The organism is Paraburkholderia sp. D1E (assembly GCF_052682275.1).
On the sequence record NZ_JBQYMB010000001.1, the window covers coordinates 4,360,652 to 4,372,211 of the forward strand.

The window sequence follows — 11,560 nt, forward strand, 5'->3', positions numbered from 1 at the left end:
ATAGAGCACATGAACTGGAAGAGTGCGTTGCAGAAAACAGAATGAACTGGAGATTGCCTGACGACGCCCGACAATCCTTGCAAAGCAAGGCCCAACGGGGATGTCGCGATCGAGCAACACCACAAGGATTGACAAGCCCCTTGCGGCAATCACTATCCAACAGATTTTTTCTTTATTTACCCGCACTTACACAACTCCGAATCCGCTGTTACGAATTAGAAAATGCATTGTTGTGCCATATACGCTTAAAGATAGGAATAGCAGGAATACACTTCGCAGCGGATCGTCAGACAGCCGGCGGAATTGGCTGTAAGCACTGGAATGCGATTCTCTTTGCACTGTCCCGGAGTTATCTAAACATGAAAAAAACCCTCATCGCAGCAGGCCTCATGGGCGCGTTCGCCATCACCGCTCACGCACAAAGCAGTGTCACGTTGTACGGCACGCTGGACGCCGGTCTCGTCTACTCGAACAACCAGGGCGGCCACAGCAACTGGCAACAAGGTAGCGGTTCGGTATCGAACACCTACTTCGGCCTGCGTGGCAGCGAAGACCTTGGTGGCGGTCTGCATGCCATCTTCACGTTGGAAAACGGCTTCAATCTGAACAACGGCCAGGACTCGGAAAACGGCACGATGTTCAATCGTCAGGCGTTCGTCGGCCTGAAGAGCGATCAGTACGGCGCGCTAACGCTCGGCCGTCAATATGACTCCGTGGTCGATTACCTGGCGCCGCTGTCCGAAGCGGGCGCGGGCTACGGCAATAACCTCGCCGCTCACCCGTTCGACAACGACAATCTGGACAACTCGTTCTCGATCAAGAACGCCGTGAAGTACACGAGCGCGAACTACGCCGGCCTCAAATTCGGGGGCCTGTACGGTTTCAGCAATTCGGCCGGTCAGTTCTCGAACAACCGCGCATGGAGCGCGGGTGCCTCGTACGACAACGGCCCGTTGAGCGTTGCCGCCGCCTACCTGCAACTGAACAACTCGGGCAGCTCCAACCTGAGCGGCGCGGTTTCGCAAGGCGACGGCACCGCCGCTGTTGCGGCGAACCTGCAACGCACGTTTGGTGCGGGCATCAACTACACGTACGGTCCGGCAACGGCCGGCTTCGTGTACACGCATACGCAACTGGACGGCATTACGGGCGTGGACGTCGGCGGCGTCACGCTGCCTGGCGTGGCGGGCACGAACCTGCATCTGGACAACTACGAGTTGAACGGCAAATACGCACTGACGCCGGCCCTGAGCCTCGCGGCTTCGTACACGTTCACCGACGGCAAGATGTCGGGTTCGAACGGCTCGGGCGATCCGAAGTGGCACACCGTGTCGCTGCAAGGCGACTACTCGCTGAGCAAGCGTACCGACGTGTATGTGGAAGGCGTGTACCAGCACGCATCGGGCGAACTCGGCAATTTCGGTGCGAACGTGGCGTCGATCAACACGCTGGCGCCGTCGTCGACCGGCAACCAGGTTGCTGCGGCTGTCGGCCTGCGTCACCGCTTCTAAGTTCTTCCGATGGCAAGCGCAGAGCGGCGTATCGGTCCGCTCTGCAGCCGAACCCGCGCGTGACACGATCACACGCGGGGTTTTTTCATGGGGCTTACGTTCTTACGCTTCGCCGTAGTCATCGTGACGGCGCAAGCGCGCGATGGGTATACTGGGGCCGGCTGCCTTCCTTGCCGCAACCTCGTTGCGATTGAACGGCAGCTTCGTCGCGAAGCATGACGTTGCGTTCAATCGCGTCGCGCTTCGCCCGCGCCCCAAGTTCCCGTGTACGACCGGGGACGCCGACGATCGGACCATGAAAAGACTTCTCCTGCTTGCTCCTGCTGCTGCCGTCACCGCTTTTCTCGCTGCCTGCGGTTCTTCCAGCGGCCCCGCCCGCGATGCGTCCCAGCCGATGATCTACGTGTCTTCGGCGCGCACCCCCGCCGATATCTCCGATTGCCTCCAAAGCAAGCTGTCTCGCGTGCGGATGTCGCGCGTAGGTGCCGCGACTGAGATCGCCGTCGGCTCGGATTCGAACAACTCATATTTCGTCACACTGACGCCGTCCAACGCCGGCTCGGTCATCAAGGTGATGCATCCCGCGAATGCACCGGACGATCCACCGGAACCGGAAATGCGCTTCGATATTGCGCGCTGCGCGACCTGAGTTCCGGGTCACACGGCTGCGTTGCTGGAGGCCACGCCGATGCGCGAATTTTTATGTCGCGTGTCGGCTATTTTTTTATCCGCTCATCTGCGAACATAGCCGCCCTTTGGCTTTTTTTGCGGCGCGCTGCGTTGTGAATTTCGATGGCATCTAATAAAGCACATCACGCGACCGGGTTTGCGGCAGGTGTTATCGCGGCGGCGGTGGTCGCTCGCATCGGCGGCGGCGGTTCGTTTCATATCGGCGTGTTGTTGAGTTTTATCGCCGGGGTGGCGGGGAGTACGGCGCCGGATTGGCTGGAAGTGGCGTGGTGGTCACGCGCGCGAAGGTTGTGGATTACGCATCGCACGTTGACGCACTGGGGTGTGGGGTGGCTCGCTTTGCTCGCAGGGTCTTATCATTGGCTTGGGCATTCTGTTTATGCTGCGCCGGTGTTTGGGTTTGCTTGTGGTGGGTTGATGCATTTGCTGGCCGATTGGCCGAATCCTTTAGGGGTGCCCTGGGTTGCCGGGCGGCATTCTTTGAATCTCTGGAATAGTGGGCATTGTGATTTGATTGTTGTTGGGGCTTCGTGGGTCGCTGCTTGGTTTGTTGGTGTGCATGTGTGGTTGCACGGGGTGCATGGGGTTTCGGTTTTGCGGTTTTTGAGGATGGGATAGGGGTTGGCTTTTTTTTTGCCTGCGCGGTGATTGTTTGTCTGTGTTCTTATGGTGTTGGCCTTTCCTTGAATTCTTATTGGTTTATTGGCGTCGCCCCTGTGCGGGGCAGGCACCTACTTTTCTTTGCCTGCCGCAAAGAAAAGCAACCGTATTGGAAGTCAAGCAACAGGCTGTTCCTGGGTGCTGGATTCTCAGGGTGGTTCGCCAGTCCGTACAGGCGAGCGCAGACCACGCGAGTGATCGCGTTCAGGCACAGCATCCGGGCAAAGCTATACCGCCGGTCAATTCATCGATGCGTTCCAGTGTGTGGCGTTATGGACCATGGCGTTAAGCGTAACGATGAGCTTGCGAATGCATGCGGTCATGGCCACCTTGAACGGTTTGCCAGCTTTGCGCAGACGGTCGTAGAAGGCTCTGATCACCGGATTGAAGCGCAACGCAGGTATGCAGGCCATGTAAAGAGCGCGACGCACGATGGCGCGACCGCCCTGAATGCGACGCTTGCCGATGTGCTTGCCGCTGTCGCAATTGAACGGCGCGACACCGGTGAGTGCGGCAATTTCGCGGCGGTTCAGCGAGCCGAGCTGGGGCATGAATGCAATCAGCGTGGCCGCGGCACCGGGGCCGATCCCGGGCACGGAGCGCAGCAGATCCTCCTTCTGGCGCCAGGCGGGCGAAGAGCGCATGAACGAATCAATGTCCTTATCAGCGACGGTGAGCTGCTGTTTGAGCCATTTGATATGGTCATTCAGGCTTTCCTTAGCTGCGGCGTGGGCGCGCTCCAGGCGGGCTTTTTCCGCCACCAGCATGTCGATAAGCTGGGCACGGCGCAGCAGCAGGGCCTGCAACTGCTCGGTCTGCACATCGTTGAGCGGGCGCACGACAGGTTTGATGACGGCGCCGAAATGGGCAATGGCGAAGGCATCGATACGGTCGGTCTTGGCGCGTCGCCCCGTAGCGCGCGCGAAGTCACGCACCTGTCGGGGATTGACTGCGACAGCGGGCAGACCGGCTTCACAGAGTGCCCTGAGCACGGCGAGTTCGAGCTTGCCGGTGGCCTCCATGACGATCAGTGTGGGGCTCAGCGCAATCAGACGCTGGACCAGCTGGTCGATGGCGGCGGTTTCATTGTCGACACTGAAATGTTCGGTAGTGTCGTGGATGGCAACGTCGAGGGTGCTACCACTGACGTCGATGCCGATATAAACGGAAGAGGAAGTCTGGTTCATCACGGTACCCATACTTGCAGGAAAATACGAGCTCGAGGCTCAGTCAACTGTTCGGGTTACGAGGATAAAAAGGACAGTCGCTCAGGCTTTTCTGCGGGCTCGAGGCACTGTAGGCAGACGAGCTGACTGTCCGTGTGGCGACAACTGATCGGGTCGACGCCACAGGAGGGAATATACAAGTAGGCAAAAGAAAGCAGCTCAAACCGCTAGCTTATAAGCGGGTCTCTCGCACAGTTGCGGTAGTGGTACATCTGGAATCCGTGTTCCCGCACATTCGGCGTGAGTGACAAGGGCGTCATACTTCCCGCCTCGCACTTCGTGCTCGCCGGAACGGGTCATCGGGGATGACTGGTCTCGCGGCTTTGCTCTGACTCGTGTAAGCCATCGACTTCTGCTCGAAAGCCGTCATGCTTCCGGCGGCGCTGCGTGCGCCGAAGGGGACTTCGGTAGTACGCTGCTCGACTATGAGCGGGTCGCAAACGCGTAGTTAGCCGGTGTGATCCCCTGCAATCGCACGAACGCTCGCGTCATATGACTCTGGTCGGCAAACCCCGCTGCGGCCGCGGCGTCTGCGAGTGTCGCGCCATGCGCGATAAACTGCCTCGCAAGTGCTACCCGGCGCTGCATCCTGTATGCGTGCGGCGGTAACCCCATCTCGTGTGCGAAGCCTCGTAGCAGCTGGAAGCGGCTCATGCCGGTGTCGGCAGCAAGATCGGTCAGGGTGAGCGGTGACGAAGGATCGTCGTCGATGCGAGCCCTCGCTCGCGCAATTGGACCCAATGGCCGATCCATCCGGGAACAGGCGTGTGTGGTCGCGTGAGCTCGAACCAGATGCCCGAGCAACTCGAGCATCGCCTCCTCGCGCACCAGATCGTCCGGCACGGTTTGCGCTTCCACCGATACCGCGAACAGGCGCTCGAATAGCACCTTCAGCAACGGATCATGTACCACCGGTTGCGTCAGTTCGATCTCAGGTGTGGTCACGCCATTCAACTCGATGGCGATATCGGTCAGCATCGACGGCTCGAAATACAACATGCGCCAGGCACGTCCGCGCTCGTCGAGCGGGCTGCCGTCGTGTACTTCACCTGGATTCACCATGATCGCATCGCCCGCCCGAGCTTCAACCACGCCGCGCCCACTCGACGAGCGATGCCCGCCAGTCACGATCACGCCGACCCCGAACCGGTCATGCGAATGGCGGGGAAATGAATGCGCCGTTTCAGCCACCGTTGCTTCAACGCCGGTAATCGCGCAACGAGGCATGTGGACGCGGCCGCGCGACATGGTTCGCATCCTCAGAAGCTAAAGAGCGTTCCGCGCGGCGCAACTTGCGCGAACGTGCGCTGCAAGTTGCATTGCGGCATGCACGGCAAAACAGAAAGCGAGGTGCACGGTGAAACGCTCCACGAATTGCACAGCGAACCGCATGCGGAACGCGAGAGCGCCCCGCGCGCCAATCTACGCGGCAAAGCGCGGGAGGACGCGCGAGCGAGCCTCATCAACCTCCTCCTTCGTCCGTGCCCGCGCGCTCACCCTCGCGGATCTTGCCTTGTGACACGCTGCTGCCCGGCGGCACGCTATGCGTGAGCCACACATTGCCGCCGATCACCGAGCCGCGCCCGATGGTCACGCGGCCGAGAATCGTCGCACCGGCATAAATCACGACGTCGTCTTCAACGATTGGATGGCGCGCGTTGCCCTTGACCAGCGTGCCGTCAAGGTCCGCGGCGAAGCTCTTCGCACCAAGCGTCACAGCCTGATAGACGCGCACGCGCTCGCCAATGATCGCGGTCTCGCCAATCACGACACCCGTGCCGTGGTCGATAAAGAAGCTCGGGCCAATGGTCGCGCCCGGGTGAATGTCGATGCCGGTCGCCGAGTGCGCAATCTCGTTGATGAAGCGCGCGAGCAAAGGCACGCCGAGGCGATGCAGCGCGTGCGCAAGACGATGGTGCGTCATCGCCCACACGCCCGGATAGCACAGCAGAATTTCAGTGATGTGCTGCGCGGCCGGATCGCCTGTGAAAGCGGCCTGAATATCGCTGACCAGCAGCGCGCGAATAGCGGGCAACTGCGTGCCGAATTCGCGCGCGATGTTGAACGCGCGCTCCTTCAGATCCGCATCGGGCGTTTCGCCGAACTCGGGCAGAAAGCGCAAGGCACGGCGAATCTGTTCGGCAAGCAATCGCAACGTGCTTTCAAGCGTATGGCCGACGTAGTAGTCGACCGTTTCGTCGGTTAGATCGGGGGCGCCGTAGTGCGTGGGAAAGAGCGCCGCGCGTAAGCCAGTGACAATGTTAATTACCGCTTCGCGCGACGGCAGTTCGCGAATGCCAAGCGGATGCCGCGTGCGATGCAATTCTTCACGCGACGCGCGCAAATCCGCGACGATCTGTTCGAGACCCCAGTTATGGGAAGGCACGTTAGGCATAAAAGGACAGCGCCATGCGAAAGGCACGGTTCAGAGTGATTGTCCCAAGAGATTACCGCGTTTTGCCGCGGCTCGCGCAGTTGCCCGGTATGCCGGCCCGCGCATGGCGGATGCGCGTCAGATGGTCACGCTGCTCGCATCGATCCAGCGCACCGCCCAGTCGCGTGCGTGCGCGATGGCCGTGGCCTCGTCAGGAAAATGCAAGTCGGAGGGGAAAAAGCGGTTGGCGACCAGTTCGCCGTCGCTCGAGCGGGAGATAACCACATAAGGTTGCCAAGTACCATCGCACGCGCGCGCCGGCGCGCAATTCAGCAAGTAGCCGCGATGTGTGAATGCAGCATCGAAGTGCATGTGTCACCCGCCCTGACGGCCCCGTAAGATGTTTTGAGTAGTGCGCGTCTGTTCGTTGTCGGCCATGTAAAAACAGCCGGACGCATGGCGTCAATTTAACCGCGCTTCGCTCGTCGGAGTAAGATCATACTCTGTAGAAAATGGGCGTCCATTAAAAAAAACGAAAAAAATTCCGGACGCAATCGCCAGGTGAAATGCCTGCATACGTCACTGTGCATAACTGCGAGAGCAACTGCGACGCAAACGCAGTAAAACGCACGCGCATGAAGACGGTGTACCGGCGTTGTGCCAGGCGGAACGGGTTTTGCTGCACTTCAACCATGTCCTCTTCAACGGAGAACGCATGATGAACAGCGATATCAACAAGCCAGCAGACGCTAGCAGGCTGCCGGGCGCCACCGGCCCGATCACGACGGAATTGCACAACGACCGCACCCACGACAGCACGGTCGACACCGACGGCAAAAATCTCGAGGCCGCCCGCATCGCCGGCCACAGCCCGATCTCGCCCGACGAGATCACAACAAGCAACGCGAGCCTCGGTAACAGCGTGCCGGAGGCGCACGACGGCATGGCCGGCTTCGACAGCCGGGTTGGCGGCAATCATCTGCTGCTGGCGCTCGAACCGGGCTATACGGTCATCGACAAAGGCATGGTCGCGCCACAGGGTGTCGACTCAGCGGACGATCCGTTCGACGACCCGCGCTCGATCCGCAGCCGCCGCGAACGCGGCCGCATTCACTACGCCCTTAATCATCTGCGGCCCACTCGCGTGATCGAACTGCACCGGGCAAAATAAATACTCGCGCTACACGTATTCGTTTGAATTACGCCGCCCGCGCCGAATAATCAATCCATTTAAAAGTGCGCGCCGTTTGAATGACGGCGCGCATCTCGTCACGGATTAGAAACTCAGGGTTGCAGGACCTGCAAGCCGAACAGGCTTTTTCCGTTTGCCGAACGCCGGCACAATCGACCGCATCCAATACCAAACGGAGCAACAGATGAAAAAGATCGTCGTGATAGGCGCAACCGGAACGGTCGGCCAGGGCGTGAGCAAGGCGTTGAAAGCACGCCATGAAGTGATCGAGGTGGGCGCGACGCGCGGCCAGTATCGTGTCGACAGCACCGACCCGGCCAGCATCGAACGCCTCTTTAGCGAGATCGGCAAGGTCGACGGCATCGTTACCACCACCGGCAAGCTGCATTTCGGCCCGCTGCCGGAGATGAGCGTCGAGCAGTTCTGGGTCGGCCTGCGCGACAAGCTGATGGGTCAGATCAACGTGGTGCTGGGCGCCCAACAGTATGTGAATGATGGCGGCTCGTTCACGCTGACAAGCGGCATTGTCGGCGACGAACCGATTCGCGAAGGCGCGAATGCAACCACCGTCAATCTGGCCCTGGAAGGTTTCGTGCGCGGCGCCGCGATCGAATTGCCGCGCGGCATTCGCATCAACGTGGTGAGCCCGACGGTATTGACCGAAGCGCTCGACGCTTTTGGCCCCTACTTCCGCGGCTTCGAACCGGTGAGCGCCGAACGTACTGCACAGGCCTACCTGCGCAGCGTGGAAGGGGCGCAAACGGGCCGCGTGTATCGCGTGGGGTATTGAGGTTACGCAGCAAATAAGGTCACGCGATGCGGTCCAGCCGCATCGCGTCCCCCTCCCTTGCGTGTTGCCACTCTCAGGCAGCTTCACGACTCTCTCAACGGCCCTCAGAAAACTCTGTGAATCTCCGGCTCGCCGGTTGCATCCGTTGGCGGGCCAGCATACCCGGGGCGTCCGCGGGCCTCGCATGTTGCCTCAGTGCTTCTGCTCCTTCACGCGCGACACGATCTGCGTCGGGCTCACGAATTGCAGTGCAATCAGCACCCAGATCAGCGTGATCGCCATGTAGATCATCGCCATCGCGTCGATCGATTGCGGCGCGCGCACGCCGGTCGAAAATACAGCGTAGTACAAGGCGACCACGAGCGTTTGCGTCGCGGGCCCTGCTGTAAAGAATGTCAGTTCGAACATGCCGATGGTGCGCACCAGCACCAGCAGCCCGGCCGCCAGCATGCCGGGCACCAGCAAGGGCAGCAGCACGTAACGGAAATAGCGAAACGTGTTCGCGCCGAAAATGCGCGCTGCCGCTTCGAGATTGGGATCGATCTGCTCGATGAACGGCGTCATCACCAGGATCACGAACGGCAGCGCCGGCACGAGGTTCGCAAGAATCACGCCGCCGAGCGTGCCGGCGAGACCGACCTTGTACATCACGGTCGCCATCGGAATGCCGTACGTCACGGGCGGCACCATCAAGGGCAACAGGAAAATCAGCATCGCCATGCGCTTGCCGGGAAACTGCACGCGGGCGAGCGCATACGCCGCGGGCACGCCGAGCACGATCGACAACACCACCACCGCGCCGACCACTTCGAGGGTGACCCACAACACGCTGGCCAACTGGAAATCGCTCCACGCCTGCGCATACCAATGCAGCGTAAAGCCTTGCGGCAGCAAGGTGCCGAACCAGCGCGTCGCCACCGAATTCACCGCGACGGTCGCGATCAGCAACACCACGTTGACGAGGAAGAACACCATCGCGCCCCACACCAGCACGTGCCAGATGCGGCCCGGCACACTGGCGCGTTGCTTCACGCGCTTGCCGGGTTGCGGCGCACCGTCGTGGTTTTCGTTCGATGCTGACGCGGACCAATGCGTGACGTGGCGATCGCTAGCCATCAGCCTTTGCCTCCCGTCACCGGACCGCTGTAGAAGAAGCGGCGCGCGCCCAACATGGCGGCAACCACCAGCAGTTGCACGAAGCCCATCACCATCGCGATCGCCGAAGCAAGCGAATAATCGTAGCTTTCGAATGCAGCTTCGGCCGCTGCGATCGACATCACGCGGGTCGGGCCTGCGGGCGCGCCGAGCAGCACCGCGGATGGAAACACTGAGAATGCCTGCACGAAAGATAAACACGCGGCCATCGTCAGACCGGGCACCAGCAGCGGCAAATAGATGCGGCGAAACTGCTGCCACGGGCTCGCGCCGAGCGTGGCGGCAGCACTTGCAAGCGTCGGATCGATGCCGGTCACATAGGACAACGTCAGCAGAAACGCGAACGGAAAACCCGACACGATCAGCGAAATCAGCACGCCCCAGAAATTATGCGTCAGACGCACTTCATCGGTGTAGAGATGCAATCCTTGCAACGCCTGCGGAAACCACCCGTTCGGGCCGAAGTACGTGAGCATGCCGTCGGCAATCAGCACCGTGCCGAGCGTGACGGGAATCACCAGCAGCGTCGTGATGAGTTTCTGATAGGGCGAATTGCGGCGCAGCGCGAACGCCACTGGAACCGACACGCCCACATTGATCAGCGTTGCCGGCACGGCGAGCTTGAGGGTGACGAGAATGGTCGGCCACATCGACCTGTCGGTGAAGAACGTCAGATAGTTGGCCCACAGGCTGCCACCGTTCATCGGCTGAAACGACAGCACTAGGCCGTACGCAAACGGATAGATGAACAACGCCACAATGAAGATCAACGCCGGTGCGACCAGCCACGCTTTGGCGTCGCGCGGCGCGAATGGTACGGGTGGCGGCGACAGCGTGGGCGTGTTCATGCCGCCTCGGCGTCATAGACGAGCGTGCGTGACGGCAGCACGCGCAGACTGATGCGCTCGCCCTCTTCGAATTCACCCCCGATGCGTGCCCACAAGTCGCCGAATGCGGTCTTTACCCGCAACAATGAGTCGTGGCCGCCGTATTCGACTGTTGTCACCAAGGCGTCGAAGGCGTTTTCCGTGCCAGGTGCCGCGCGCTCCATATCCTCGGGGCGCAGCGCGACGCTCACGCGTTTGCTGTAGAAACTGGCCATCGGCACGCCGATCAGACGCACGCCGTTCGCGCTCACCGCGACGCCATCGCCCTGCGCGCCTTCGAGCGTGAATTCGGCGACGTTTCGATAGCCCATGAAGCGTGCGACATGCAAATTCTGTGGCCGCGTGTAGACCTCTTTCGGTGTGCCGACCTGCTGCACCACACCTTCTTTCATCACGACGATGCGATCGGCCATGGAAAGCGCTTCGTCCTGATCGTGCGTCACGTAGAGCGTCGCGCGTTCGAGCTGACTATGGATGCGGCGAATTTCGGCACGCATCTCGATGCGCAATTTCGTATCGAGATTCGACAGGGGTTCGTCCATCAGAATCAGCGGCGGTTCGATCACGATGGCCCGTGCTATCGCCACGCGCTGCTGCTGACCGCCGGAAAGCTGTCCGGGCAGCTTGCGCTCATGACCGACCAGTTGCACGAGCTGCAATGCCTCACGCGCCCGGCGCATCGCCTCGCTCCTACCGACGCCACGCATCTTCAAGCCAAAGCCGACGTTATCAAGCACGCTCATATGCGGAAATAGCGCGTAGTTCTGGAACACCATGCCAAAACCACGCTTTTCCGGCGGCAACACGTCGATGCGTTTATCGTCGAGCCAGATGCCGCCACCACTCAACGGCTGCAAGCCGGCGATGCAATTGAGCGCCGTCGATTTGCCGCAACCCGAAGGTCCCAGCAATGCAATGAACTCGCCGCGCCGGATATTCAAATCGAGCCCTTGCAGCGCCGCGACCGCCTGGCCTTCCGCATTCGTGAAACTGCGGCTCACCGAATCGAGCCGCAGCTGTTCAAAGTGATGCTTCATGACGGTTTCCTGATACGCGTGACGCGCAGACCGCGAAG

At 60.6% G+C, this 11,560-nt stretch carries 12 protein-coding genes; 5 read left to right on the forward strand and 7 right to left on the reverse strand.

Features of this window, described 5'->3' with window-relative positions:
* The first annotated feature begins 359 nt into the window (after window positions 1–359).
* The 3 genes from ACUN0E_RS19520 (at window position 360) to ACUN0E_RS19530 (ending at window position 2,819) form a co-directional block, all read left to right on the forward strand.
* Window positions 360–1,511 carry a porin gene (locus tag ACUN0E_RS19520; protein WP_445567652.1) on the forward strand — a complete coding sequence of 384 codons (1,152 nt, stop codon included), beginning with the start codon at window positions 360–362 and terminating at the stop codon, window positions 1,509–1,511.
* A gap of 142 nt (window positions 1,512–1,653) precedes the next feature.
* Window positions 1,654–2,160, forward strand: a complete 507-nt coding sequence (locus tag ACUN0E_RS19525) for a hypothetical protein (protein ID WP_445567653.1) — start codon at window positions 1,654–1,656, stop codon at window positions 2,158–2,160.
* A gap of 143 nt (window positions 2,161–2,303) precedes the next feature.
* Window positions 2,304–2,819, forward strand: a complete 516-nt coding sequence (locus ACUN0E_RS19530) for a metal-dependent hydrolase (protein ID WP_445567654.1) — start codon at window positions 2,304–2,306, stop codon at window positions 2,817–2,819.
* A gap of 281 nt (window positions 2,820–3,100) precedes the next feature.
* On the opposite strand, the gene ACUN0E_RS19535 is transcribed toward ACUN0E_RS19530, so the two are convergent.
* The 4 genes from ACUN0E_RS19535 to ACUN0E_RS19550 all read right to left on the reverse strand — a co-directional run bounded on the left by ACUN0E_RS19535 (window position 3,101) and on the right by ACUN0E_RS19550 (window position 6,833).
* A complete protein-coding gene (locus ACUN0E_RS19535) occupies window positions 3,101–4,048 on the reverse strand; it encodes an IS110 family transposase (RefSeq protein WP_408242453.1) in 948 nt (315 codons plus the stop codon).
* A gap of 462 nt (window positions 4,049–4,510) precedes the next feature.
* Window positions 4,511–5,335, reverse strand: a complete 825-nt coding sequence (locus ACUN0E_RS19540) for an AraC family transcriptional regulator (protein ID WP_408390264.1) — start codon at window positions 5,333–5,335, stop codon at window positions 4,511–4,513.
* A gap of 214 nt (window positions 5,336–5,549) precedes the next feature.
* Window positions 5,550–6,482 carry a serine O-acetyltransferase EpsC gene (gene epsC / locus ACUN0E_RS19545; RefSeq protein WP_408228509.1) on the reverse strand — a complete coding sequence of 311 codons (933 nt, stop codon included), beginning with the start codon at window positions 6,480–6,482 and terminating at the stop codon, window positions 5,550–5,552.
* Window positions 6,483–6,599: 117 nt separating this feature from the next.
* Window positions 6,600–6,833 carry a hypothetical protein gene (locus ACUN0E_RS19550; RefSeq protein WP_408228512.1) on the reverse strand — a complete coding sequence of 78 codons (234 nt, stop codon included), beginning with the start codon at window positions 6,831–6,833 and terminating at the stop codon, window positions 6,600–6,602.
* A gap of 346 nt (window positions 6,834–7,179) precedes the next feature.
* Between ACUN0E_RS19550 and ACUN0E_RS19555 the strand changes: the two genes are divergently transcribed.
* Together ACUN0E_RS19555 and ACUN0E_RS19560 are read left to right on the forward strand one after the other, a co-directional pair.
* The gene (locus ACUN0E_RS19555; RefSeq protein ID WP_445570478.1) at window positions 7,180–7,632 is read left to right on the forward strand and encodes a DUF3005 domain-containing protein; all 453 of its coding nucleotides are present in this window, start codon (window positions 7,180–7,182) and stop codon (window positions 7,630–7,632) included.
* 205 nt (window positions 7,633–7,837) lie between these two features.
* Entirely contained in the window at window positions 7,838–8,443 is a 606-nt protein-coding gene (locus tag ACUN0E_RS19560) for a short chain dehydrogenase (protein WP_408228515.1), read from the forward strand.
* Between the two features lie 192 nt (window positions 8,444–8,635).
* Here the strand turns inward: ACUN0E_RS19560 and ACUN0E_RS19565 are convergent, their stop codons facing one another.
* From ACUN0E_RS19565 to ACUN0E_RS19575, 3 genes are read right to left on the reverse strand one after another with little or no spacing between them, the layout of a single operon-like run.
* Window positions 8,636–9,559, reverse strand: a complete 924-nt coding sequence (locus ACUN0E_RS19565) for an ABC transporter permease (RefSeq protein WP_445567655.1) — start codon at window positions 9,557–9,559, stop codon at window positions 8,636–8,638.
* Window positions 9,559–10,446: an ABC transporter permease gene (locus tag ACUN0E_RS19570; RefSeq protein ID WP_408228521.1), complete on the reverse strand. Its 888-nt coding sequence runs from the start codon at window positions 10,444–10,446 to the stop codon at window positions 9,559–9,561. The genes ACUN0E_RS19565 and ACUN0E_RS19570 overlap by 1 nt, the downstream gene beginning before the upstream one ends.
* Window positions 10,443–11,522 carry an ABC transporter ATP-binding protein gene (locus ACUN0E_RS19575; RefSeq protein WP_445567656.1) on the reverse strand — a complete coding sequence of 360 codons (1,080 nt, stop codon included), beginning with the start codon at window positions 11,520–11,522 and terminating at the stop codon, window positions 10,443–10,445. The genes ACUN0E_RS19570 and ACUN0E_RS19575 overlap by 4 nt, the downstream gene beginning before the upstream one ends.
* Window positions 11,523–11,560 lie beyond the last annotated feature (38 nt).